Raw genomic sequence first — 25,779 nt, 5'->3', positions numbered from 1 at the left:
TTTTATCACATTTCAGCAAACAAACATGGACATAAGCTGAGTTTTTTCTATCATTTTCTTATTATTCTAATTTTTCACAAAGTATTGCACGACTTTTCTCACAAAAAAGAGCTCCGTACACAAGTACAAAGCTCTTTCTAATCGCATTAGTAAAGCGGACATTCGCAATCCGCTTCACTACTTGCTCATGAACGCAGTCGCTTCGCGATCTGTCAGTGAGAGCTTTCAACTCCCACTGACATAAGCATCCCCCTCACCCACCGCTTAGTGCTCCGCGCACTTGAAGCGGGGGAATGCTTATCTGCGTTCAAAATGAATACATTCAAACTTCTCTTATTCTGACGGAATGATCGTTTCCACCAGACGGTTAAAATTCTCATCCGCTGATGCATTGCTGGACGCCATATTCAGACTGTTCCAGTTAATCGTAACTGTTGTCTCTGTACCATATGACGGTGCTGCTGCATATTTATCATAGATATTCAAAAATGCATCTGCCACCTCGGCAGTACTGTAATAAGTACCTGCATCCAATTCACTTGCCGCATTTACAATACTTGTGTTCGGTGTCGCGGTAAGATCAAATTGATACTCTGTAAGCGATACCTGCCGCATCGCACCTAATGTGTACTGACAATTCTTATATATTGCTTTTATAGCATTAATAAACCTCGTATTCTGATCTTCTGTCAGATCATCCAGCCGAAAACTGTTAAACGATTCCTCATACCAGGCAGCAGCTTCTTCTGCACTCTCACCTGTATGCATACAGTAGCGTTCAGTATCTCCCTTAAAATATGCATCCAGGTATGCCTGCATAAAATCACGGAAATCAAACACGGTACCGACTGCCTCATAAGGAGCCATATACCCCTGAAGTGCATCCTGCAACAATGCCGTGATATCCTTTTTCGATACTTTATAGCTGTCTCCGGACTTCTTTACAGTAATGGTTCTGCTCTTTTTCTGCTGTTTTGTGGCATTACTTAAAAGCTTCGTATCTTCTTCCAGAAGATTTTTCACCTCTGTTGTAAAATCTGTGCCTGATATATTCTTTACATATCCGGCATCCGTTTCTTTGGTCGTAGCTGCAATATCAATCGGTTCATAAGTTACACGAATGATATAGGTATCATTAGACTCCTTGTCTGCTTTGTTAAGTTCAAACTGTACCTGATTCAGTGCTTCCTTAAGAAATGCTTCATAGGATTCCTTTAATTCATCTGGAAAATCAATCACAAAATCATTGGATGATTTGGCATCCGCAATTCCCGTTTCTAAAACACTCTGCAGTTCGCCCTCATTTTCCTTGGCACGAGTAATCAAACGGCCAAGATAATCATCTGCCGACTCTTTCTTTTCACAACCGCTACATAACATCATCAGGCCAAGCAGCAGGCACAATGCACACAACATTCTCCTCTTTTTCATTCGTTTGCCCTCTTATTCTTTCTTACTTAATAATCAGATCACTCCAGCTTTCTACCGCATTGGCATCCTGTTCTACCATCTGCACAACCTCTTCACTGTCTACCTGAGCAATCTCTAAATGAAAATAATCCATCAGCACAAATACCAGGAACAATACACATCCGATCAAAAGGCGTGTCTGCAATCCGGATGATTGTTCCTCTGATTCATATAAATCCCCATATATATTTCGAAATCTCGGATGTACCGCAGGCGGCATATGGGAATCTCCATACATTTCTCTGGCTGAACGCAATAATTCTCTTCTTCTTTTTTCTGATTCATTCACAGACTGAACCTCTCCATTATCGTTCTTATATCAGTCTATGAAATTCATCTGCTATATATCCCTGATTTTATCTGTCGGCAAGCTCACCCACAATATCATCCCAGGTAAGTCCCTTTTCTACCATCAATACCATAGCATGATAAATAAAATCAGCCATTTCGTATTTTACCTCTTCCGGATTTGGATTCTTTGCTGCAATAATGATCTCTGCGGCTTCCTCTCCAACCTTCTTAAGAATCTTATCAATTCCTTTATCAAACAGGTAATTTGTATATGAGCCTTCTTTTGGATTTGCTTTACGATCCTCGATTACCGCATACACAGATTCAAATACCTGAAGCGGATTCTTCTCATCATAATCTGTTCCAACAAGCGGTTGATAGAAACAGGTCTTATTTCCTGTATGGCAGGCTGCTCCGATCTGTTCTACTTTGGCAAGCAAAGTATCCTTGTCACAGTCAATGGTCAGTGACTTCACATACTGGAAATGTCCGCTGGTTTCACCTTTCACCCACTGGCACTTGCGGCTTCTGCTGTAATAGGTCATCCGTCCGGTCTTGATCGTATTATAGAATGCCTCTTCGTTCATATATGCAACCATCAGAACTTCCTGTGTCTTATAATCCTGTACGACAACCGGAATCAGTCCATTTTCATTCAGCTTAAATTCTGAGAATTCCATGATGCTCTCAAATGAAGTCATCTTAATCTCTTCGTCTTCACAACGTTTCTTAAATTCACTGAATTTCATATCTGTCTGGCTTACATAGCGCCCTGACAGTCCTTTTACTCCCGGACACTTTAATATATTGATAAGTTCCGGTTCTTCCATAGAATCGGTCACGATCACACACGGAATATCGGTAATATTCATCACTGAATCCAGATCCAGTCGGTGCATAAATACAATCTCACTGCAGTTTTCATTAATCACATGCTGCTGTTTGAAGAGTGAATCAAAATCATTTAATGATACTGCGATCTTCTCTTTGCCAAAGCGAAGTGCTGCCGCTTCCATCATTTCAATACTGTCCTTTTTGGAAAAGTTCAGCATGGCGCGTTTTGCTCCTGCATAAAGAATCTTCTTTACATCTTCCTGACGCTTGATATTCCCTCCCGCAACCATTGGAATCCGGATCACACGGTTGATCTTGCGCATCAGGTTGATAGCTTCTTCGTGGTCTTCATCTGACTCGGACAGGTCAAATACCAACAGTTCATCTGCACCATTTTCACTATAGTAACGCGCCAGCGAGACTACATCTTTACTGATCACCGTCCGGTCATCATACCAGCGCACTGCCTTTCCCGAATCGATAAATATACATGGTATTACTCTTTTATAACTCATATCTGCTCCCCTTATAATTTGCCTTTTGTTGTCCACGCCTCTTTGATACGAGGCTCCATTCCGGTCGCCATATCCAGCGCCTTTCCGAAGCTCTTAAACAAAGCTTCCGCCATATGGTGGTTATTGCCTGCATCCAGAATCTTCAGATGTAGATTCATCATTGCGCCATAAGATACCGCATAGAAAAATTCACGGATCATCTCTGTATCCATCGTTCCAAGTCTCTCGCAGGTAAACTCTGCCTGATAATTCAGATATGGTCTGCCAGAGAGATCAATGGCACACATGGCGAGCGTCTCATCCATCGGAAGCAGAAAACTTCCATATCGCTTAATGCCAGCCTTATCTCCCAATGCCTTACGGATTGCACCACCTAATACAATTCCTACATCCTCTATGGTATGATGACAGTCCACATCCAGATCTCCACTCACATGAAGCTCCAGATCAAACAGTCCATGTCTTGCGAATCCATCTAACATATGATCAAAAAATCCTATGCCGGTATGTATATCATTCTTTCCCTGTCCATCCAGATTCAGTGACAGGGTAATATCTGTCTCCTTTGTCTTGCGGGTGCAAGAAGCAGTTCTACTCATAGACAGACCTCCTTATCTGATTTAATTATATTGCTATCTGTTTTCTTCAAATCTGACTTTAATTGAATTCGCATGCGCGGTCAGATGTTCTGCTTCCGCAAATGCTTCAATATCCTTGTGTACACGTTCCAGTGCTTCTCTGGAATAGCCGATAATGCTGGACTTTTTAATAAAATCATCCACCGAAAGCGGTGAGAAGAATTTCGCTGTTCCATTGGTCGGAAGAACATGGTTCGGTCCCGCATAATAATCGCCCAATGGCTCACTTGCATACTCACCGATAAAAATAGCTCCTGCATTACGGATACGAGTCATGGTGTCATACGGATTCTTTGTCATAATCTCAAGATGTTCCGACGCAATTTCATTTGCTGTATCGATCACTTCATCCATCGTATCTGCGATCAGAATATAACCATAATTATCTAAGGATTTCTGAATAATATCTGCTCTGGACAGTTCCTTTAAGAAGCCATCGATCTGATCAGATACTTCTCTTGCGAGCTTTTCACTGGTCGTAACCAGAATCGCTGACGCCATCTCATCATGTTCCGCCTGAGACAACAGATCTGCCGCCACATATCGTGGATTAGCAGTCTCATCCGCTACTACCATAATCTCACTTGGTCCGGCAATAGCATCAATGCTTACATGTCCGTACACCGCTTTCTTCGCCAATGCCACATAGATATTACCAGGTCCTACAATCTTGTCTACCTTTGGAATACTTTCTGTCCCGTATGCCAGTGCTCCGATTGCCTGTGCTCCACCTACTTTATAAATAGCTGTTGCACCTGCTTCACAGGCTGCCACCAGAGTGTTAGCATTGACACGCCCATCCGCTCCCGGAGGTGTAACCATAATGATTTCATCCACTCCGGCCACACGTGCAGGAACTATATTCATCAATACAGAGGATGGATAAGCTGCTTTGCCGCCCGGTACATAGACACCTACCCGCTGAAGCGCAGTTACCTTCTGTCCAAGGATTGTTCCGTCAGGCTTACTGTCAAACCAGCTGAACTGACGTTGTTTCTCATGATAAGACTTAATACTCTCTAATGACCCGCGGATCACACGCAGTAATTCCTCGCCAACTTCTTCATAAGCCGCCTGAATCTCTTCCATTGTTACACGTACATTAGAAGCGTCAATATGGGCATGGTCAAATTGCTCTGTATATGCAAATAATGCTTTATCTTTTTCAATCTTAACATTGTTTAGAATCTCTGCCACCGCCTGCTCATACTGCCCATAGCTGGATGGACTGCGCTGTAGCAGATCTTCGAGAAGATTCTTTTTTGTGCTGGAATCCAAATGCTGTATTCTCATCCTGATCAATCCTTTCTGTCTGTATCTCTATTTATCATGCAATATTTATATCACAGTTCTCAGTCTCTGGATCAGATCCTTGATCCGTTCACTTTCCATTCTCATACTCACCGGATTCACAATCATGCGTGCCGACAGCGGACATACCTCTTCCAGTACGGTCAGACCATTCTCGCGCAGTGTGGATCCTGTCTCTACTATATCACAGATTACCTCTGAAAGTCCCACAATCGGAGCAAGTTCGATAGAACCATTTAACTTGATGATCTCTACTGTCTGATGCTTGACATTGTAAAAATAATCTTTTGCAATATTTGGATATTTGGTTGCGACGCGGATCAGTTCATGATGTTTCAGCAGATCTTCCGCTTCTTTCGGTCCGCAGATACACATACGACATTTACCATAACCAAGATCCAGCACTTCGTGCACCTTTCTTCCCTCTTCCAGAATGGTATCTCTTCCTACGATACCGATATCAGCCGCACCGTATTCCACATAAGTCGGTACATCCGGACCCTTGGACAGGAAAAAGCGAAGCTTCAGTTCCTCATTTACAAATATCAGTTTTCTGGACTTTTTGTCCTTCATTTCTTCACAGGTAATTCCTATTTTTTCAAATAATTCCAGCGTCTGGCTGGCAAGACGCCCCTTTCCCAGGGCAAATGTAAGATATCTCATGGCAGGCTCCTATCTTAATATTTCTAAACTAATTGTCTGAATGGATCATTTTCTTCTCACCGGTTACCAGATTGATCATAATAATCTGATTATCGCTCTGAATATAGAGCATATTGCCGGCATAGTTTTCTTTACCGTAGCTGATATAATCCTCCAGCGTCTTACCCGGAGCACGTTTCACCAGTTCTGTATTTTTGCATTTTTCACGAAATTCTTTTGCCAGGCTGATTGCCTCTTTCTGACGTCCGTCATCATAAAGGATCAGTGTGTTCTTACGAGTATAGGAAATACGGATATGCTGTCTGGTCAATGCATTCATCAGTTGGTCAATTATGATCGCAAACCCAATAGATGGTGATTTTTTACCAAATTTCTCCAACAGATGGTCATAACGACCACCCTTTACAATAGCATCGCCTGTTCCAAAGGTATATCCTCTGAAAATAATTCCTGTATAGTATCCATATAACCCCGTCATACTCAGATCAAAGTTAATGTATTTTTCTACGCCATAGATCTTCAGCACTTCATAGATCCGCTTCAGTCTGCGGACTGCCATGATGGCTTTGGAGTTTGGTGCAATATTTTCTGCCTGATCCAGCACCTCTTCTCCACCGTAGAGATCTTCCAGTGCTACCAATGCCTCTCTGGAGCTACGACGCACTTCGATACTGTCCAGATATTCTTCCACACCCGGAAAATTACGATTACCGATCAGTTCACGTACTCTTGCTTCTGACTCTTCTCCCAGTCCTGCATCTTCAATCAGGCTCTGGAAATAGTCAACATTACCCACACTGATCTGGAATTCACGCAGACCGATTGTCGTAAGACAATCCACTACCAGTGCCAGCATCTCAGCGTCCGCCTCAATAGACTCTACACCGATCAATTCCGCACCCATCTGTGTATTCTCACGAAGACGGCCCTGATAACTCTGCGGATAATTCACAAAAGTATTACCGGTATAGCAAAGCCGGATCGGCATATCATTATCCGGGAACAGCGTAGCCGCTGCCCTTGCAATGGATGGTGTAATATCCGGTCGAAGAACCAGAGTATTTCCTTCTTTATCAAAAAACTTATATAATTCTTTGGATGGAATGGTTCCGATTTCTTTGCGGAACACTTCAAAGAACTCAAACGTAGGAGTCTGGATGTCGTGATATCCGTACATTTGCAGAACTTTATGCAGACGGCTCTCCAGTGAGAGTTTCTTGCCGCATTCGATATTGTATATGTCCCGGACACCTTCCGGAGTATGCTGTAATTTCTTCATATTGATCTCCTTACACTTTAGCTTGCTAATACGTTAAAATCTATTTTTGAATTATACGAATTTTTTCCGAACCTGTCAAGACCTCTCATCCCGGAGTTCCAGATCCAGATTAATCATATCCAGATATGGCACAAAACAGCCTGAACGGATATCAAAGAAAAATCGTGGATCAAGTTCTTCAAGACGAATGCTCTTGCGTCCGCCGGTCATTGCACGGTTCCAGAACTTCGCCACCTCTTCAAAACGCATATAATACATTTCATTTCTTGCAGTATAATAGATTAACAGGAAAGAAATCCCCTGCTGTTTCTCCAGATTTTCCATAAATATGATCTGATGCTCATGTATGTTCTGCAATGGAAATGTATCTGCATTGCACTCTTTTGCATCAAAGCAGACTGGAATTCCCTGTACGGCACCGATGTAATCCACCGTACTGCGCTGTTCGAAATACGCCAATGTAATCTGACGATGTTCCTTGTCCATGCGCACCGGCGTGATCGGTGTGGGAATCTTCTGGATCAATGCCAGCTCCTGTTCCAGATATCTCTCATTTGTCCGGTTAACCATATCTTCCAGTGTGGAGCCTCTGAGCCCCCTAGTATGCCATGTTCCCATTATTTATATAATCCTTATCTGTCATTTTATCTGATACAGTCTTTTGCAATTTTCTGGAATAATATCGGTTCTTCTGCAATAAAAGCTCTGCCTGAGACTTCTTTTAATGCCCCGTCAAGCTCTGGAAATTCCAGACGATATGCATGTAGCAACTGTGATTTTAACCCATATTTTTCACGAAACCGGTCATTCAATAGCCGATCTCCATATTTATAATCACCGATAAGTGGATGTCCTGCCGATGCAAGATGTGCACGGATCTGATGGGTCTTACCCGTGATGAGGTGTACTTCCAGAAGCGTATACTTTCCATTAGATTCCAGTGGTCGATACTCTGTTTCGATTGGCTGTGCATCCGTTTCAGACTCTTGTATTACCGTAACCCGATTCGTCCGGTGATCTTTCTTCAGATAGCCGTTCAGATGGATCTGCTTATCTACCTTTCCTTTTACCAGACAATGGTAATACTTGCGGAATGTCCGGTCGTGAAAGCCAAGACTTAACTCCTGCAAACCTGCAAGACTCTTACCCGCTGCAATAAGTCCGGATGTATTCCGGTCCAGCCGGTTACAGATTCCCGGATGAAACGTATGAAGATCTGTTTCAGTAACCTGTCCGCTCCGTAGCAGATATTCCGTAATATAATCCACTACCGACACATCGGATGGATTCGCTTTTTGTGACAGCATACCTGCAGGCTTATTTAACAGCAAAATGTCCGCATCCTCATAGATCACTTCCGGCATATGTCCCGGAAGTCGCTTCCGCGCAGTAGGTTTCTGCTCGATAAATTTCTCAATCGTATCTTCCGCAAGAAATAATTTTACTGAATCTCCTGCCTGCAGCTTTTCCTTTCCGGCAGCTTTCTTACCATTCAGAACGATATTCTTTTTCCTTAACATTTTATAGATAAAGCTTGTCGGAGCCTGATTCAGATATTTGGCAAGATACTTGTCCAGTCTCTGATTCGCTTCATTTTTCGATATGATTAATTCTCTCATTCGTCACCTGTCATGATTCTGATATTCTAATACTGTTTCAAAAGCAGTGTTTTCATTACATGGATACATTCAGTATCTTGCGGCGGATACGTCTCTCCAGTTGCTGGTCTGCTGACTGGCTGATCTCCATCATGCTGTTCAGGCCTTCTACTCTGGAAAGAAACGGCACATATTCAGCAAATACTTTTACTGTGGATGGTTCCAGACCTGTATTTTTCAGGATCTGTTTGATATACGCCGCAGCCATCTCAGGATCTGTCTTTGGATTTGGCGCATAACCAAATACCTTGTGATTGGAGATTGCTACTGCACTGACCGGCATGATATGCTCTCCATCTGTAATCACCATATCATACACTCTGGTAAGCAGTGCTCCTTTCGCATCTATTTCACGCTGTACTTTTCCCTCAATGCTTCTATAAGGAAACATCGCGATAAACTCCACCAGCACACGCGCTGCCGGAAGACAGCCTACGATTGCAACTACCGTAAATATATTCAGTCTTGTTTTTGTAATTACATATCCAATGATCAGGATCAACGCAACCACGGCAAATTCCGCCAGTGCCTGCAATCCTAATCTTTTTTTCTTTTCAGCCAGATATCCTGCTTTTCCTTTTGTTACTTTCTTCATATTCCCCTGTCACTCCCTGATTGATTCTGTTATTTGCTATGTTATTTCTTTTTGCGTTTATGCACATTACGAATATGCTTTTTCTTCCGTGTGTTATCACGCGCATTCTTTCCTGACTTGCCCTTCTCTGACCAACTGTTGGATTTCCCCTTTTCCGGACGGATCAGACAGCGTTTGTCATATCCTACCAGATCCATGCGTCCGGTCTTTTTTAGTGCTTCCATGACCAGATCATAATTCTTCGGGTCACGATACTGGATCAGCGCTCGCTGCATTGCCTTTTCATGAGGATTCTTCGGCACATATACCGGCTGCATGTTCCGCGGATCCACGCCTGTGTAATACATACAGGTAGAAAGAGTGGACGGTGTCGGATAAAAATCCTGTACCTGCTCCGGCATATAGCCAAAGTCCCGCAGATGCTCTGCCAGATTTACTGCTTCTTTTAATGTAGAACCTGGATGCGATGACATCAGATACGGTACCAGATACTGATCTTTGCGAAGCTTTTTATTCATCTGATTGTATTTCTCCACAAACTTCTGATACACGCTGTATTCCGGTTTTCCCATTTTCTGCAATACCGGATCAGACACATGCTCCGGTGCTACCTTTAACTGTCCGCTGACATGATATTCACATAGCTCTCTTAAAAATGTATCATCCGGATCTGCCAGCACATAATCGAATCGGATTCCTGACCGGATAAATACTTTCTTCACTCCGTCAATTTTTCTAAGTTTACGTAATAATTTTATGTAATCTCTGTGGTCTGCGCGGAGATTTTTACATGGTTTCGGAAAGAGACACTGCTTATTCGGACACACCCCCTTTGTCAACTGCTTCTGACAGGATGGTGCACGGAAATTAGCAGTCGGTCCTCCGACATCATGGATATATCCTTTAAAATCCTTATCCTGCGTCATCATCTTCGCTTCTTCGACCAGTGATTCGTGGCTTCTGGTCTGAATAATCCGTCCCTGATGGAACGTCAATGCACAGAAACTACAGCCGCCAAAGCAGCCACGGTTGCTGATCAGGCTGAACTTTACTTCCTGAATCGCAGGAACTCCACCTGCTGCATCATAAGACGGATGCCATGTCCGCATATATGGATAGCTGTAGACCTGATCCATTTCCTCCATAGTTAACGGCTTGGACGGCGGATTCTGCACTACATACAGGTGATCGTTATATGGTTCTACCAGACGTTTTCCAGAAAACGGATCTGTATTGCAATATTGTGTATAAAAGCTTCTGGCATATTCCAACTTATCTGTCTTCAGATCTTCATAAGACGGAAGCCTGATATAATCATAGACACTGTCCAGATCCTTCACTTTACACACGGTGCCATCAATATAGGTGATATCTTTTACATCCAGTCCTGCATCCAGAGCTTCTGCGATTGCAATGATAGACCGTTCTCCCATCCCATACGAAATGATATCCGCACCGGAATCCAGCAATATGGAGCGTTTTAATTTGTTGGACCAGTAATCATAGTGTGCCATTCTCCGGAGACTTGCTTCGATTCCGCCCAGGATGATCGGCGTATGCTTGTATGTCTGACGGATCAGATTGCCGTAGACTACAGCCGCATAATCCGGTCTGTGGCCGGCCACGCCACCTGGCGTATATGCATCCGTTCTTCTCCGCTTCTTGGATACAGAGTAATGATTTACCATAGAATCCATATTGCCGGCAGAAACTAAAAAACCAAGTCTCGGCTCTCCAAGGATCGTCACACTGTTCTTATCCTTCCAGTCCGGCTGCGCGATAATGCCAACCTTATAGCCATAGGATTCCAGTATACGGGTGATGATCGCAGGTCCAAAAGATGGATGATCAACATAAGCATCACCAGACACATAGACAAAATCCAATTGTGTCCAGCCACGTTTTTCCATATCTTCTTTACAAATCGGTAAAAATCCCTGTTCCATAACTACTCTGCACTCCCAAGTTCCATGTAACTATCAATATAATAATCGGCCATTTCTTTTTTCTTATCTTCCTGATCACGGGAATATTGATCATAAACTGCACAGGTACGCATGCCTGCGTTCTTTCCTGCAAGAATTCCGTTCGGCACATCCTCAAACACCAGACATCTTGACGGATCCACACCCAGATCCTCTGCCACCAGCAGATAGATGTCCGGCGATGGTTTTCCTGTCTCCACTTCACAGGATGTATGTACGGAATCAAAATACTGCTCAATATCCAACGCCTGAAGCGTTGCATCTACAAGCTCTCTTCCATTGCTTGTACCGATTCCAAGCTTGACGTTCCGTTCTTTCAGCGAGGTGATAAATTCTCTCACGCCTTCTTTCAACGGCACTTCAGTTGTGTATTTTTCATATGCCATCCTGGTCCATTCTTGCTGCAGTTCTTCCAGTGTAAATGGTATCTCCGGAAATGCGTCCAGATAAAGCTTTGCAACTTCTGTAAAACTCTTGCCTTCCATCTGCTCATAGAAGTCGTCCGGCTCTGTCAGACCGTATCTCTCATAAAATTCTTCATCTACTGCAGCCCATACCCACATGGAATCAATCAGTGTTCCATCCATATCAAACAGCACGGCATCTGTATTTTTCATAATCTCTTCGTATTTATTCATAAATTCTCCAGTTCTTTTGTTGTAAGCTCCCGATATTCACCAGGCTTTAATGTCTCATCCAACACAAGGCTTCCCATAGACTCCCGTTTCAGATAGGTTACTTCCATGCCAACTGCCTGAAACATACGTTTCACCTGATGAAATTTGCCTTCCTGGATCGTCAGTCGAATCTCCGAATCATCACCGGCCTGTACAATTACAAGCTTTGCTGGTCTTGTCCATTCCTCTGCATCGTCAGTGCCAATATTCAGTCCTTTTGCGAACTGACTGACCGTATCCTCCGTAACCCATCCATGCACTTTTGCATAGTAGACTTTGTCTACATGCTTCTTCGGTGCCAAAAGCTGGTGTGCTAGAGCACCATCATTGGTAATCAGAAGCAGCCCTTCTGTATCTTTGTCCAGTCTCCCTACTGGGAACAGGTCTTTCCGCTTCCGGCTCTCAATCAGATCAATGACCGTCTTATCACGCTTATCTTCTGTTGCGGACACAACTCCTGCAGGCTTATGAAGCATATAGTATTCAAAGGCTGCATAGCCTATCGTCTGTCCGTTTACCTGCACTTTGTCATTCTGTTCATCAATCTTTAACTCCGGTCTGGCAGCAGTCTCCTGATTGACCTGCACCTGCCCTTTCCGGATCATTTGCTTTACCGCAGAACGGGTACCGATCCCCATGTCTGCCAGATATTTATCCAGTCTTATCATCGGATTCCATCCTTATCTTACTTATCTCTCTGTCAGGACTGCCATCTCCAGCCCGGCAGATATTTATTCTTAAGCGTCCCGGATGCAAGCTTGCCCCAACCTAACGGATAACCGTCCACGCAGAACAGATGCCATCCCTTTTTCTTCATTCCGGTTACATCTTCCACATCCAGTGTCTCGCCTTTCAGGTAACGCACCACACGGTCATCATCCACCGGAAGCGAAATGCAGTCTCCATACGCATCCATATTCAGACACATTGCCAGTGCCTGGCTCGGCTCAAAGCGATTTTTCTTAAGTTCACCCATAAGAAGCCCGGTACGTAAGAAACGGATCCCTGCCATATCCGGCAGATTCTCCGGCATATAGTACACGCGCTCGCCATGAAATTCTAACTGTTCCCGCTTAAAATCAATGCCTGCTTTTTCCCAGTTCACCTGTGCCAGAAATGCTTCCAACTCTTCGGCTAGTTTCTTCGGTCGTTTCTTACTGCCGCCAGACATCATCTCATGTTCCCCATTCTTTCTCAGCAGCGCAATATAATGACCTTCGCCCTTCATCTTATGTGGAAAGATACGGACTGTCTTCTTAAGATCCGGAATATCCTTCTTCCAGAGTCCCGGCATTCCCGCACAGAATCCCTCATATGGGCGAATCTCTTCGATTGTAAACTCCGGATACTGTTCTAACAGGTAACCGATCGTTCCTTCATTCTCCAATCCGTCAAAGGTACAGGTGGAATAAAGCAACATTCCGCCAGGTCGTAACATCTCAGCAGCCTGCGTAATAATACTGCGCTGTAATTTGCTGAAAAACTCCGGTCCGTGTTCTTCCCAGGCTTTGACCATCTTTTTATCTTTTCGGAACATCCCCTCACCGGAGCATGGCGCATCGATCAGGATCTTATCAAAATATCCTCTGAAATACTCTACAAGTCTGCCTGGTTCTTCACTGAGTACCAGTACATTGCCAATCCCAAACATTTCTATATTTTTTAATAGTCCCTTTGCTCTGGAACTGCTGATATCATTGGCCACCAGTACTCCCTGTCCCTGAAGCTTTGCTCCAAGTTCCGTCGCTTTACCTCCCGGTGCTGCACATACATCCAATACACGGTCACCCGGTTCGACCGGCAGACGGTTCGCCGGAGTCATAGCACTTGGCTCCTGCAGATAATATAATCCCGCTGCATAATATGGATGCTTTGCCGGCGAGATCTGTGCTCCATCGTAATAAAATCCATTCTCAATCCATGGTATCGGACGGATTTCAAATGGACAGATCCGGACAAAGTCCTCCACTGATATCTTCTTCGTATTCACACGCAGCCCATAATAGCGGGGTGCTTCATAACAATCTACATATTCCTGGTATTCATCTCCCAGGATATCTTGCATTTTTCTTTCAAACTTTTCCGGTAAATACATCGTTTCCTCCATTCAGATGCCGGTGAAATACATGATACGGCATCCTTTGTATATACCGTCATATTATACTCTATATGTAGTAATATTTCAACGTTTTGTCTTCCAGCGCACGTAGAAGGTAATAGGGATTCACGCTGATCTCTTTCCCATTTTCAAAGGCATAAATCCCAAGATGCAGATGTACCGGAAACTGTCCCGTAGTTCCTTCTTCTCCATAACCGGAATCACCCATAAATCCAAGCATTTCTCCTGCCTGTACCTGATCCCCCTCTTTAATCTCCGCATAGGATTCCAGATGCGCATAATAATAGTAGACACCGGAAGGCGATGTGATCCCGATCCGGTATCCGCCCTTCTCCAGCCATCCAAGGTTCGTGATCATACCATCCGAGATACTGATCACCGGATAGAGTCCCCGCTCATTCTTATCTGCCATAATGTCCGTGCCTTCATGCCTGCTCTTACCCTTATATTCTCTGTTGGCCATCCAGGAATCAACGTATGATACGGTCAGCGTCTGATCGGCCACAGACTCCGGTATCGGAAAATAAACACTGTCGCGTTCTACTTTTTCCAAAAAAGAAAGACAGGAATCTGACCATTCATCCCTGTCCTCTTTCATCCCCGGAGAACAGAATTCACGCCGATACTCTGCGTCTTCTATTCCCAGATTTTCTCTTGTATTGATCTTACTTTTTTCATACAGGGCATGCGCCCCGTTCGTACAGACAAATGCCAGGATCAACAGAATCCTGAACATCTTCAAGTTCCTTTTTCTCAATCCGATGTCCAGCCTTTTTTATTATCCTATGCATTATTTCATTGCTTTCAGAACTTCCAGCAGATATTTGTAAGTGCGTTCTACTGATTTAATATCCATGCGTTCATTATAGGAATGAATATCGAACAGATCCGGTCCGATCGATACACAGTCCAGTTCCGGACGCTTGCCCATGAAAATACCACACTCCAGTCCTGCGTGGATAGTTACTACCTGTGGCTCTTTGCCGTATACTTCTTTGAATACTTCAACCATCCGTCTACGGAGTACACTGTCTGCCTTGTAAGCCCATGCCGGATACTCATCGCGATCGATTCCGTCTGCACCCAGCATACGTACCAGACGGTACAGACGTTCCTTTAATTCTGCTTTCTTCGACTCTACAGAACTTCTTACCAGATGTGTTACCACAACCTGCTCTGCCTCTGTCTTCACGACACCGGCATTCAGAGAAGTCTCAACCTGACCTTCAATCTCACGCTCAAACGCAGCCACTCCGTCCGGCATCAGATCCAGATACGCGATCACGCGGTCTGTACTCGTCTCATCCATCATCTGATCCGCAGCGGTCTCTGTGATATCTACTGTAAGTCCCGGTTCATCCTTGCCAAATTCCTGTTTCCAGATCTGTTCCATCTCACAGATCAGTGCTTTCACTGCTTCTGCATCCGTCACTGCGATCTTAGCTGTATGATCAGCAGAAATTACATTGTCCTTATTACCGCCGCCAAGCTCTACGAGACGTACAGACTGCTGCAGACGAATGTGATTTAACAGACGTCCCATCAGCTTATTAGCATTTCCACGCTGCAGATGGATCATCGCTCCGGAATGTCCGCCGGATAATCCATGGATGTGAACGGATAACACCGTTCCATTGACCGGCTCATATGCAACCGGAAGCATCGCATCAAAACGAAAACCACCGGCACATCCTACAGTCAGAATGCCTTCTTCTTCGGAATCAATATTAATCACCATATTACCTTTAATCTTAGAGAAATCAAGATTACGGGCACCTTCCATGCCTACCTCTTCTTCTGTGGTAAATACCGCCTCAATCGGTGGATGTGAAATATTATCGCTGTCCAGAACCGCCAGTGCCATGGCGATCGCAATTCCATCATCTCCACCAAGAGTGGTTCCGTTGGCAGTAACAAATCCATCCTCAATCTGAAGATCCAATGGATCTTTTTCAAAATCATGCTCTACTTCAGGCATCTTCTCACATACCATATCCAGATGGCCCTGAATAATAACCGGCGCAGATTCCTCATAACCTGCCGTTCCATTCTTGCGGATAATCACATTATTAGTATCATCCTGTTCTGCTTCCAACCCTCTATCTGCTGCAAATTGCATACAATAGTCGCTGATCGCTTTTGTATTGTAAGAGCCATGCGGAATTTTACACAGTTCTTCAAAATAATGAAATACTTTCTTTGGTTCCAATTCACTTAATACTGACATATCTTCTCGCTATCCTCTCTTCATTATTTTATCTCCAACATCATTTATTTTGTCATATTCCACATGAAAAAGCAACCGGACGCGTACATTAATTATAACTTATATATCAGGTGATACTATGAAGCGAAAGATTCTTTCTGCACTGCTGTTATCTGTCTTTTTTCTCTTTTTGTTTTACAGAAATGCAGTCATTTCCGGTGCTTTGGAAGGACTTGTATTGTGGTACCTCTATGTGCTTCCCACGCTTCTCCCATTTATGATCCTGACACAGATGATGATGCAGACAGACACTGTGTATCTTGTCAGCCGGATTACAGAATCTTTCATGCGTCTTTTTCCAGGCGTATCGGGATATGGCTCTTTTGCAGTCATCGCCGGTTTCCTGTGCGGTTATCCGATGGGTGCCAAGGTGACCGCAGACCTGACTGTCAGCGAACGTATCAGCCCAGATGAGGGTGCATTTCTGCTCTCTTTTTGTAATAATATGAGTCCCATGTTTATTCTGGGTGTGCTTTTTCGCAATTATATTCCCGAACATGCCCTGCATCTTCCATTTTTCCTGATATTAACAGGTTCTCCGCTGCTCTGCAGCCAGATGTTCAGACTCTATTATACCCACAAGCCCAGGATACATTCTGAAGAATATCGGACTTGCGCAATCGGGTCATCCGTGCAACCCGCAAGTCATTCCTTTGGCACAATCTTAAATACCAGCATTACCGAAAGTGCCGATGCCATCATACGGGTAGCGCTTTATATGATGCTTGCATCCATATGGATGCATATGTTAGATCAGATTATTCTTACAGACAGTGTTGGTAAGACTATCCTGTTGTCCGCTTTTGAGATTACTACAGGTCTTGAACTGCTGTCTGGTCTTGCTATTTCGCGAAACATCCGTTATCTGATTATGCTCGCGCTGACCTCGTTTGGTGGAATCTCTTCCATTCTGCAGACCATGTCCATGGTTCAAAGATCCGGACTTAAAATGATCCCATATATAGCTGAAAAGCTGGTTACCATGACGGTAACCAGCCTGTTGGCATATCTATATCTTATTATAATTAATTACTGATCCAATTCCGTGTCAAGGAAATCGTCCTCTTCCGGCTCAACATATTCGTTGGCATCCGGCTGTGGCTGTTCTGGAATCTCAAGTTCAGAACGATTATTACGTACCATATCAAAACACTCCTGAAGTGAATTGATCAGTCCATCATACTTCGCTGTATAACTGTCCAGTGTATGACCAATAATGCTTTCTGCGTTAGCAAGGAGATCATCTGTATACTGCATAGCGCCGATACGGATATCATTAGCATCACGTGTTGCATTATCCAGAATCTGCTGCGCCTGCTCAGTAGCCGCAGTAACAATATCATTGGCCTGCGCATATGCCTGCTGCATGATCTCATGCTCGCTGACCAGTTCATTCGTCTGAATGTGTGCCTCTTCAATCATATTATCTGCCTTTGCCTGTGCATCTGCCAGAATCGCATCTTTATTCGCAATGATCTTCTGATATCTCTTAATCTCATCCGGTGTCTTCATACGCAGTTCGCGAAGAAGTTCATCCAGCTGATCTTTATTTACAATGATCTTAGTTGTAGATAAAGGCTGAAACTTACAGGAATCAATATACTCTTCAATCTCTTCAATAATCTGTTCAATACGGCTGCTCATAATTTACACTCTCCTTTTTTGTATTTTCTCCCGTATTCTCTGTTCTACCACTTTCGGTACAAACTGAGATATATCCCCATTAAAAGACGCCACTTCTTTTACAATTGTAGAACTCAGATAAGAGTACTCCAGTCTGGTGGAAAGGAATATCGTCTCAACATTCTCTTCCAGCTTATGGTTGGTCTGCGCCATCTGCAACTCATACTCGAAGTCTGTGATCGCCCGCAATCCCCGGACGACAATATCTGCCTTCATATTCTTTGCAAAATCTACCAATAATCCCTCAAAGGGAACAACCTTCACATTATGATAATCTTTTGTGACCTCTTCCAACATTTTAACACGTTCTTCTAAGGAAAACAACGGACTTTTTGCATTATTCTTCAATACTCCGATAATTAACTCGTCCGCAATCTTTGATGAACGGCAGATAATATCAAGATGTCCAAATGTAACCGGATCAAAACTTCCCGGATAAATCGCTCTCATAAAAAATCCTCCTGTAATCTATGTCTCATCTAATCTTGCTGATACTCAATAAACATGTGCTTATTAGTCTTATATATCTTTTCTTTTACCAGGCGGAATCCACATTCCTCCAGATATGTAAAGGATGTATCAAGCGATGCCTCTACGATCACCATGCCATCATCACGCAGGATACGATGTTCTCTGAGAAGCTCCAGCACCTGACGTTCCAGGCTGTGATCATATGGTGGATCCATGAAAATGTAATCAAACTGCTTTCGTCCATCCAGTGAACGGATTGCAGTCATCACATCAGACTGCATCGTAACAGCTGCATCTTCCAGGCTTGTGTGCTTCAGATTCTCCCGGATAATCATCATAGCAGCAGGATTCTTCTCTACAAATACTACTTCCTTCGCTCCCCGGCTGGCAGCCTCAATCCCGATTCCGCCGCTTCCGGCAAACAGATCCAGAAAGTCACAGTCAGCAATCCACGGATCGATCATATTAAAAAGTGTCTCCTTAATACGATCTGTCGTCGGTCTGGTATCCATCCCTTCCAGTGTCTTCAACTGTAACCGCTTTGCCCGTCCTCCGATAACACGCATATTCTTTCTCCTCTTGTATACATAATACTTTACCTTGTTAATTATATAAATAAGTAGCAAAAATGTCAACACGGAATCCCAGAAAATACAAAGAAACCCCGGATTTTTCCGAGGTCTCTTTCAGCATTTGTCTGATTATTTATTTGCCATCTGCTTTTCCTGTTCTTCGATCATCTTTTTTACCATATATCCACCTACAGATCCGTTCTGTCTGGATGTTAAATCTCCATTGTAGCCATCTGAAAGCGGTACTCCCAATTCACTTGCTACCTCGTATTTAAATTTGTCCAGTGCGCCCTTTGCCTCAGGTACTGCTGTTCTGTTTGTTGAACGACTTGCCATTTTATTTTCCTCCTTTTGTATCCTTTTACTGTTTGTCTGTAACCCTGTCTTAAGTTACACCCATAGTATATGGAGGTTTTATAATATTACACTGGTATTTTTTTCGTTCTTTTCCAGATCCTGTATCCAGTCTTGGTGATTGGTCATAATCCATTCAGCTGCTTCCGATGCATATTGCAGAAGCTTTGCATCCTGATAAATATCTCCAAGCTTAAAATCCATCAGTCCGCTCTGCCGGATACCAAACAGATCTCCCGGACCACGAAGCTTCAGATCTTCACTCGCAATTTTAAATCCGTCATTGGTATTATTCAGAATTTCCAATCTTTTTTTCGTATCTTTTGATTTTGAACCACTCATAAAAATGCAATATGACTGATATTTACCGCGCCCCACACGTCCACGAAGCTGATGCAGCTGCGCAAGACCAAAGCGTTCAGCATTTTCCACCATCATCACTGTGGCATTTGGTACATTTATCCCCACTTCGATTACCGTTGTTGATACCAGTACCTGAATCTCGTTTGCCGCAAAACGATTCATGATCTCATCCTTTTCAGACTGTTTCATTTTTCCATGAAGATAATCTACCTTAACCGCATTGCCCAGTTCGTGCTGAAGCATTACCGCATAATCCGTTACATTTTCAACTTCCAGATGTTCACTTTCTTCTACCATCGGGCACACTATATAACATTGCCGTCCTTCAATAATTTGATTCTTAATAAATCGATATGCAGTATCACGATATCCGGTGTCTACCACGCAGTTCTTGATCGGCAGACGATTGGATGGAAGCTCATCAATGATTGAAATATCCAGATCACCATACAGAATAATTGCCAGTGTCCGTGGAATCGGTGTTGCACTCATAACGAGAATATGTGGATTTGTTCCTTTTTCCGCAAATATCTCCCGCTGGCGTACACCAAATCGATGTTGCTCATCAGTCACCACTAGTGCCAGGTTATGATAGTCGACCTTATCCTGAATCAATGCGTGCGTACCAAGAATAATCTGTGATTCTCCAGATGCAATTCTTGCATACGCTTCCCGCTTCTCTTTTGCTTTCATAGATCCAGTCAAGAGCTCTGTTTTTATCGAAATATGACAGGTGTCAAAAAGTTCTGTTAATGATTCAAAATGCTGCTTCGCGAGCACTTCTGTCGGAGCCATCATCGCTCCCTGGTATCCGTTCATTACAACAGTGAGAAGAGCAAGTGCCGCTACGATCGTCTTACCGGACCCCACATCTCCCTGTACCAGTCTCGACATCACGTATTCCCCCTGCATATCCTGCATTATTTCCTTCCACACACGCATCTGTGCACCTGTCAGTTCATACGGCAATGACCGGAGCAGTCTGTCTGTCTCTTTCCTTGGCATGATATCGAAATCATTTTTCATACGTTCATTATTTTCTTTCAGCTTTCGGATAGACAGAATAAATTCCAGGAATTCTTCAAACACCAGCCGCTCTCTTGCTCGACAGTATACTTCTTTATCCTCTGGAAAGTGTATACCGCGAATTGCATAATTGTACTCCGCCAGTTCGTATTTCATACGGAGTTCTTCTGGCAGCCTGTCTGTCGTCAGATTCAGCTGTTCTACAGCCTGACGGACCGCCTTTACCGTAAGATTATTGGAAAGTCCTGTCGTCAGCGGATACTGCGGCTGCAGTGTACCCATTTTCTGCTGATAAGAATCTGCCGGATAAAAGATCTCAGGATGCTCCAGTATCAGACCATCTTTTCTTCGCACCACATGTCCACGCAGAATGATTGATCCACCTGCCGCCAATGTGCTCCTTAAAAAAGGCATCCGGAACCATATTGCTTTTATAGTCCCGGATGCATCCTTTACTTTTACAGTTGTAACCGGCATTTTGCGATTCGGTGATACCTGAACAGATCCGGATAATAAACCGGATACTGTCTGGATCCTGCCTTCTGTAAGATCATCAATCGGTACGGGTGCTTCATATATGTCATATCCTCTCGGATAATGTCTCAGAAGATCTCCTACCGTATAGACACCAAGCCTATGGAAAAGCTTTTCTGTCTTTTCTCCAATGCCCTTTAATTCGCCAATACCTGTTCTCTCATTCATTTATTTACTCTACCGCCATTACATAATAATAGATCGGCTGACCGCCAAACTGCGCATCAATATCCATATCCGGATACAACTCTGCAATCTCTGCTGCAAAGCTTTCCGCATCCTCAGCTGAAATCTCTTCACCATAGTACAGACTGATAAGCTCGGAATCTTCATCTACCATAGCTGCAAGCATCTCCTTAGCTGTATTCTGGATATCTGTACCAACAGCTATAATGCCTGCATCACCGATACCCATGATGTCTCCCTCATGGATCTCTTTATCGTCAATCTTAGTATCACGGACTGCATAAGTAACCTGTCCGGTTTTTACATTCTGGATAGCTTCCAACATTGCCTCTTCATTAGCCGCTGCATCTGCATCTGGCATGAAGTTGATGATTGCTGTAATGCCCTGCGGTACTGTCTTGGTTGGAATAACCACGATCTTCTTATCTTCAACCAGTGCCTTAGCCTGATTAGCCGCAAGAACAATATTTTTGTTATTCGGAAGGATAAATACAGTCTCTGCATTGACCTTATCGATCGCATTCAGCATATCTTCTGTACTTGGGTTCATGGTCTGTCCGCCTTCGATAATATAATCAGCGCCAAGTTCACGGAAAATATCATTCAATCCATCACCAATCGATACGGTAATGAATCCCATAGGCTTCGCCGGCTCTTCTTTCTTTTTTTCTTCCTGAGCGCGAGCCATCTTCTCAGCATCTTTGATCAGCTTCTCCTGGTGTTCTTCACGCATATTATCAATCTTCATGCGAGATAACTGCCCATAAGTAAGAGCCTTCTGGATCGCAAGTCCCGGATCATTGGTGTGAACATGTGTCTTAACCACATCATCATCCGCTACGCATACGATAGAGTCACCGATAGACTCCAGATATGCTTTAAATTCCTGCTCGTCCTTCTCTGTAAATTCGCGATCTGTAAGAATGATAAACTCTGTACAGTACCCAAATTTAATATCTGCCGTTGCTTCTGCTGAAATTTTAGTTACTGCACTGCTTTCACTTGGAGTAATTGCAGAATAATCAATCTCTTTGCCCTGGAATGCATCATATCCGCCCTTCAAAACCTCTAACAGTCCCTGTCCGCCGGAATCCACAACACCGGCTTCTTTTAATACAGGAAGCATCTCTGGTGTTTTCGCCAGAACTTCTTCTGCATATTCAATAACAGCTGGTATAAATACTTCCAGATCATCTGTCTCCAGTTCCATCTCCGCTGCTTTTTCTGCAATCCCCTTGGCAACTGTAAGGATCGTACCCTCCTTCGGCTTCATAACTGCCTTGTATGCAGTCTCTTTCGCACGGATACATGCTGCAGCAAGAACCGTCACATCAATCTCTTTCTGTTCCTTCACAACCTTTGTAAATCCTCTGAGAAGCTGTGAAAGAATAACACCGGAGTTACCTCTGGCTCCACGCAGTGATCCGGAAGAAATAGCTTTAGCCAGGGTCTTCATATCCGGATGATCCAGTGCTGTTACTTCTTTTGCCGCTGACATGATCGTCATAGACATGTTCGTACCTGTATCTCCATCCGGAACCGGAAATACGTTCAATTCATTAATATACTCTTTTCTTGCTTCAATATTCTGTGCACCTGCCAGGAACATTTTGGCAAGCATATCTACATTAATAGTCTTTGTAGCCACTTTCGAAGTTCCTCCTTAATCAATCACTCTGACGCCTTCGATGTAAATATTAATCTTATCGACCGGCATTCTGGTAAATTCTTCCACTTTATACTTAACATTGCTGATCAAATTCTCTGTAACAGCAGAAATACTTACACCGAAAGCTACGATTACATGAAAATCAATCTTAATGCGATTATCTTCTGAAATAGTAACCTGAATACCATGCGTAAGATTCTCCTTCTTGAGAAGACGGTAGATTCCATCTTTCATATTAACAGCCGCCATTCCGACAATGCCGAAGCATTCTACAGCTACAGTACCTGCATATTTGGCAATAACATCAGAGCTGACTGTAATTGTTCCGAGATCCGTACTCATACTTCCCTTCATAGTTATATCCTCCAATTCTTATATGAATGTTGTCTTTCATGTTACAAAACATAATTTAACAAATGTATTATACTCTGTTTCTTTTTTATTTACAACAAAATTTTTCGACGGCTAGTCGTGACACAAAAAAACCCGGATTCTTCTGAATCCAGGTTTTAGTGTTACCATTATTATGCACGCTCAACTTTTCCGGATCTTAAGCAAGAAGTACATACATACATTCTTTCTGTAGCTCCACTCTCAGTCTTTACACGAACTGACTTTACATTTGATTTCCACATTTTTGGTGTTTTTCTATGTGAGTGACTTACATGATTTCCAAAGTGAGCACCCTTATCACAAATAGCACATTTAGCCATGACTGCACCTCCTAACGCTCCGATATAGTCTGCTATACAGACTCACAACAATAGTTATTGTATCAGAAGAATAAAGCAAATGCAAGTATTATTTATGAATTTCTTATCATTTTATTTTAACGTTTTCTTTTAGTCACAACGATACAATTCATACCCGATCAGAATACACAGGCAGATGCACAAGATCTGGACAAAAAGATTCGGTAATAACATGTTAACGATCATGCCCATTGCCATCCAAAATAATATAAATCCTGTTACTCTTCTCATACTGCCTCCGCATATAACCTTATGATATGATGCCAGGGTCAAAAGGTCTAAATCCACATGAGCTCGCTCATAAGTGGATGAAAGACCTTGGGACCCGCCCCAATATGAGCCTAAAAGTGGGATGTTAATCCCACGATATGCGAATAATTGGGAGGATTGTGGGAGTGCATAGCACGGAACAATCCGCAGGCATCATAGTTGGGGCTTTTGACCCCAACATCATGATATTATATGCGGCAATACCTGCATGGTTACGTATTATCCTGATTTTATTCTGATTCATTAAGAATGTCTACCACATCTTCTTCAGTCATTTTCGTTTCACCACGTGATGCAAAACGATCAACCACATCTGGAACCATATCAAGAATCTTAGTGATCGTATCCTGATTCTTGATATTAACAAGTTTGGTATTACCATTCTGGATTACCAGAACCGCACATGGAGTCATCTTACCACCGAGACCTCCACCACCTTTTTCTTTCTTTTCACCACTGAATGAGCCCGCTCCCATACCAAATGACACGTCAATTAACGGAAGTATGATCGTATCTCCAATATGAATCGCATCTCCTACAACGGTCTTGGAAGAAATCACTCCATCCATTCCGCGAAACAGCTCTTCTACTGTCCCTTTCAGCTTGTTATTCTCTCCCATAACTGCAAACCTCCTGCTTTATAATTTAAAATTTCTGATATCTTTAAATGATCTGCGTACCGCTTTACTCAAGATCAGACGAATGGCTGTCACCACCAACGTTATCACATACAGTCTGCCACGTATACTCAAATCACCACTTAACGTACGATGTTCAAAATCCGGCGTAATATCTGTGTGTTCACCAATCCATGGATAAATCATACTGATCCATGCCAGAATCCTGCCAGTCAGTGACGGATCTTCAAATCCAAATGTAATCTCCCCCTGTATCTTCTTTGGCTTAAGTATTTTAAGTAGATGAAACGCTTCGTTTTTTAATTTAAGAAAAGCATTCTTATGCGTCTCATCCGCAAGAAAATCACTGATCTTATCTTTTTTTTCTGTGATTTGATTTATTTTATCACAGAATTTGTGGTATGTACATTTTATCTTTTCCGTAATCTGTTCAATCTTTGAAGCTGAATCCGAATCTTCTTTTCGCTCTTTCTTCTTGCGCTGTTTCTTTTCAGTGCTCTCCGGATAAATCTTTGCAGACTGTTCAGTCTTTTCAATCTTTTCAGTCTCATCTTCAACCGCTTTATCTGTAATTCGATTCGGCGTTTCATCCTGCTGCTCCTCCTTCTGTATGGCCTGTTTCTCCTGCATTACTGCTTTCTTTTCCGGCTTTGGCTTTTCTTCAACCCTATCCTCGGCTTTATCCTCAACCGGATCGCTATCCCCAAACTTTTTCCAGGCAATTCGTACTGATAAATCTGTTTTGCCATTTTCCAGAGCAAATACTGCCTTTATCAATCCAAACAGCCAGCTTACTTTTGCATGTACCGTCAGTTCTCTTGCATTTCCGCTCCCATGCAGATCAGCTTTATAGCAAATTGGCACAAAGAGGACAATACAGATTACCAAAAGAATCAGTCCCAATATCACTGCCAATATAATCCCTATTATTTTTAATATCAGAAAAAGAATATGTAGCAT

General features: G+C 43.2%; 28 protein-coding genes. 1 reads left to right on the top strand and 27 read right to left on the bottom strand.

The window, feature by feature from the left end:
• Positions 1-333: 333 nt before the first annotated feature.
• The 16 genes from DWZ93_RS02970 to DWZ93_RS02895 form a co-directional block, all read right to left on the bottom strand.
• Entirely contained in the window at positions 334-1,431 is a 1,098-nt protein-coding gene (locus DWZ93_RS02970; protein ID WP_118451909.1) for a hypothetical protein, read from the bottom strand.
• A gap of 22 nt (positions 1,432-1,453) precedes the next feature.
• Positions 1,454-1,759 (bottom strand): hypothetical protein, encoded by a 306-nt coding sequence (locus tag DWZ93_RS02965; RefSeq protein WP_118383675.1) that lies wholly within the window; start codon positions 1,757-1,759, stop codon positions 1,454-1,456.
• 67 nt (positions 1,760-1,826) lie between these two features.
• Positions 1,827-3,110, bottom strand: a complete 1,284-nt coding sequence (gene hisIE / locus DWZ93_RS02960) for a bifunctional phosphoribosyl-AMP cyclohydrolase/phosphoribosyl-ATP diphosphatase HisIE (RefSeq protein WP_118451908.1) — start codon at positions 3,108-3,110, stop codon at positions 1,827-1,829.
• 11 nt (positions 3,111-3,121) lie between these two features.
• Positions 3,122-3,709 carry an imidazoleglycerol-phosphate dehydratase HisB gene (hisB, locus tag DWZ93_RS02955; RefSeq protein WP_118451907.1) on the bottom strand — a complete coding sequence of 196 codons (588 nt, stop codon included), beginning with the start codon at positions 3,707-3,709 and terminating at the stop codon, positions 3,122-3,124.
• Positions 3,710-3,742: 33 nt separating this feature from the next.
• Entirely contained in the window at positions 3,743-5,041 is a 1,299-nt protein-coding gene (gene hisD / locus DWZ93_RS02950; RefSeq protein WP_118383678.1) for a histidinol dehydrogenase, read from the bottom strand.
• A gap of 45 nt (positions 5,042-5,086) precedes the next feature.
• Positions 5,087-5,722 (bottom strand): ATP phosphoribosyltransferase, encoded by a 636-nt coding sequence (hisG, locus tag DWZ93_RS02945; RefSeq protein ID WP_118383679.1) that lies wholly within the window; start codon positions 5,720-5,722, stop codon positions 5,087-5,089.
• Positions 5,723-5,750: 28 nt separating this feature from the next.
• Positions 5,751-7,001: an ATP phosphoribosyltransferase regulatory subunit gene (gene hisZ / locus DWZ93_RS02940; RefSeq protein ID WP_118383680.1), complete on the bottom strand. Its 1,251-nt coding sequence runs from the start codon at positions 6,999-7,001 to the stop codon at positions 5,751-5,753.
• Positions 7,002-7,076: 75 nt separating this feature from the next.
• Complete coding sequence (locus DWZ93_RS02935) at positions 7,077-7,619, bottom strand: Holliday junction resolvase RecU (RefSeq protein ID WP_118383681.1); 543 nt, start codon at positions 7,617-7,619, stop codon at positions 7,077-7,079.
• A gap of 26 nt (positions 7,620-7,645) precedes the next feature.
• Complete coding sequence (locus DWZ93_RS02930) at positions 7,646-8,620, bottom strand: RluA family pseudouridine synthase (RefSeq protein ID WP_118451906.1); 975 nt, start codon at positions 8,618-8,620, stop codon at positions 7,646-7,648.
• 55 nt (positions 8,621-8,675) lie between these two features.
• Positions 8,676-9,254 carry a hypothetical protein gene (locus DWZ93_RS02925; RefSeq protein ID WP_118451905.1) on the bottom strand — a complete coding sequence of 193 codons (579 nt, stop codon included), beginning with the start codon at positions 9,252-9,254 and terminating at the stop codon, positions 8,676-8,678.
• A 41-nt stretch (positions 9,255-9,295) separates the two neighbouring features.
• On the bottom strand, positions 9,296-11,200 hold the full coding sequence (locus DWZ93_RS02920; RefSeq protein WP_118451904.1) for a YgiQ family radical SAM protein: 1,905 nt from the start codon (positions 11,198-11,200) through the stop codon (positions 9,296-9,298).
• Between the two features lie 2 nt (positions 11,201-11,202).
• Positions 11,203-11,877: an HAD family hydrolase gene (locus DWZ93_RS02915; RefSeq protein WP_118451903.1), complete on the bottom strand. Its 675-nt coding sequence runs from the start codon at positions 11,875-11,877 to the stop codon at positions 11,203-11,205.
• Positions 11,874-12,584 (bottom strand): pseudouridine synthase, encoded by a 711-nt coding sequence (locus DWZ93_RS02910; RefSeq protein WP_118451902.1) that lies wholly within the window; start codon positions 12,582-12,584, stop codon positions 11,874-11,876. The genes DWZ93_RS02915 and DWZ93_RS02910 overlap by 4 nt, the downstream gene beginning before the upstream one ends.
• A gap of 32 nt (positions 12,585-12,616) precedes the next feature.
• Entirely contained in the window at positions 12,617-14,011 is a 1,395-nt protein-coding gene (locus tag DWZ93_RS02905; RefSeq protein WP_118451901.1) for an RsmF rRNA methyltransferase first C-terminal domain-containing protein, read from the bottom strand.
• A 70-nt stretch (positions 14,012-14,081) separates the two neighbouring features.
• Positions 14,082-14,771, bottom strand: coding sequence for a M23 family metallopeptidase (locus tag DWZ93_RS02900; protein WP_118383687.1), 690 nt, complete (start codon positions 14,769-14,771; stop codon positions 14,082-14,084).
• 54 nt (positions 14,772-14,825) lie between these two features.
• Complete coding sequence (locus tag DWZ93_RS02895) at positions 14,826-16,262, bottom strand: aminoacyl-histidine dipeptidase (protein WP_118451900.1); 1,437 nt, start codon at positions 16,260-16,262, stop codon at positions 14,826-14,828.
• Positions 16,263-16,380: 118 nt separating this feature from the next.
• On the opposite strand from DWZ93_RS02895, the gene DWZ93_RS02890 reads away from it, so the two are divergent.
• On the top strand, positions 16,381-17,337 hold the full coding sequence (locus DWZ93_RS02890) for a transporter (RefSeq protein WP_118451899.1): 957 nt from the start codon (positions 16,381-16,383) through the stop codon (positions 17,335-17,337).
• Here DWZ93_RS02890 and DWZ93_RS02885 read toward each other — a convergent pair.
• From DWZ93_RS02885 to DWZ93_RS02840, 11 genes are all read right to left on the bottom strand, one after another.
• Positions 17,331-17,945 (bottom strand): ATPase, encoded by a 615-nt coding sequence (locus tag DWZ93_RS02885; protein ID WP_118383691.1) that lies wholly within the window; start codon positions 17,943-17,945, stop codon positions 17,331-17,333. The two genes, DWZ93_RS02890 and DWZ93_RS02885, sit on opposite strands and share 7 nt — an antisense overlap.
• A 3-nt stretch (positions 17,946-17,948) precedes the next feature.
• On the bottom strand, positions 17,949-18,434 hold the full coding sequence (coaD, locus tag DWZ93_RS02880) for a pantetheine-phosphate adenylyltransferase (protein ID WP_118383692.1): 486 nt from the start codon (positions 18,432-18,434) through the stop codon (positions 17,949-17,951).
• A gap of 29 nt (positions 18,435-18,463) precedes the next feature.
• Positions 18,464-19,063: a 16S rRNA (guanine(966)-N(2))-methyltransferase RsmD gene (gene rsmD, locus DWZ93_RS02875; protein ID WP_278337069.1), complete on the bottom strand. Its 600-nt coding sequence runs from the start codon at positions 19,061-19,063 to the stop codon at positions 18,464-18,466.
• Positions 19,064-19,156: 93 nt separating this feature from the next.
• Positions 19,157-19,363, bottom strand: a complete 207-nt coding sequence (locus DWZ93_RS02870; RefSeq protein WP_118383694.1) for an alpha/beta-type small acid-soluble spore protein — start codon at positions 19,361-19,363, stop codon at positions 19,157-19,159.
• A gap of 78 nt (positions 19,364-19,441) precedes the next feature.
• Positions 19,442-21,472, bottom strand: a complete 2,031-nt coding sequence (recG, locus tag DWZ93_RS02865) for an ATP-dependent DNA helicase RecG (protein WP_118451898.1) — start codon at positions 21,470-21,472, stop codon at positions 19,442-19,444.
• 4 nt (positions 21,473-21,476) lie between these two features.
• On the bottom strand, positions 21,477-23,138 hold the full coding sequence (locus DWZ93_RS02860; RefSeq protein ID WP_118451897.1) for a DAK2 domain-containing protein: 1,662 nt from the start codon (positions 23,136-23,138) through the stop codon (positions 21,477-21,479).
• 15 nt (positions 23,139-23,153) lie between these two features.
• Complete coding sequence (locus DWZ93_RS02855) at positions 23,154-23,513, bottom strand: Asp23/Gls24 family envelope stress response protein (RefSeq protein WP_118383696.1); 360 nt, start codon at positions 23,511-23,513, stop codon at positions 23,154-23,156.
• A 170-nt stretch (positions 23,514-23,683) separates the two neighbouring features.
• Positions 23,684-23,872, bottom strand: a complete 189-nt coding sequence (gene rpmB, locus DWZ93_RS02850) for a 50S ribosomal protein L28 (protein ID WP_118383697.1) — start codon at positions 23,870-23,872, stop codon at positions 23,684-23,686.
• 129 nt (positions 23,873-24,001) lie between these two features.
• Positions 24,002-24,142 carry a hypothetical protein gene (locus DWZ93_RS14830; protein ID WP_199665563.1) on the bottom strand — a complete coding sequence of 47 codons (141 nt, stop codon included), beginning with the start codon at positions 24,140-24,142 and terminating at the stop codon, positions 24,002-24,004.
• Positions 24,143-24,411: 269 nt separating this feature from the next.
• Positions 24,412-24,801 carry a GerW family sporulation protein gene (locus tag DWZ93_RS02845; protein ID WP_118383698.1) on the bottom strand — a complete coding sequence of 130 codons (390 nt, stop codon included), beginning with the start codon at positions 24,799-24,801 and terminating at the stop codon, positions 24,412-24,414.
• Positions 24,802-24,819: 18 nt separating this feature from the next.
• Positions 24,820-25,779, bottom strand: a complete 960-nt coding sequence (locus DWZ93_RS02840) for a DUF2953 domain-containing protein (RefSeq protein WP_158574272.1) — start codon at positions 25,777-25,779, stop codon at positions 24,820-24,822.

Source organism: Dorea sp. AF36-15AT (assembly GCF_003477705.1).
GTDB lineage: Bacteria > Bacillota > Clostridia > Lachnospirales > Lachnospiraceae > Claveliimonas > Claveliimonas ammoniilytica.
This window is presented reverse-complemented; position numbering and strand designations above follow the sequence as displayed.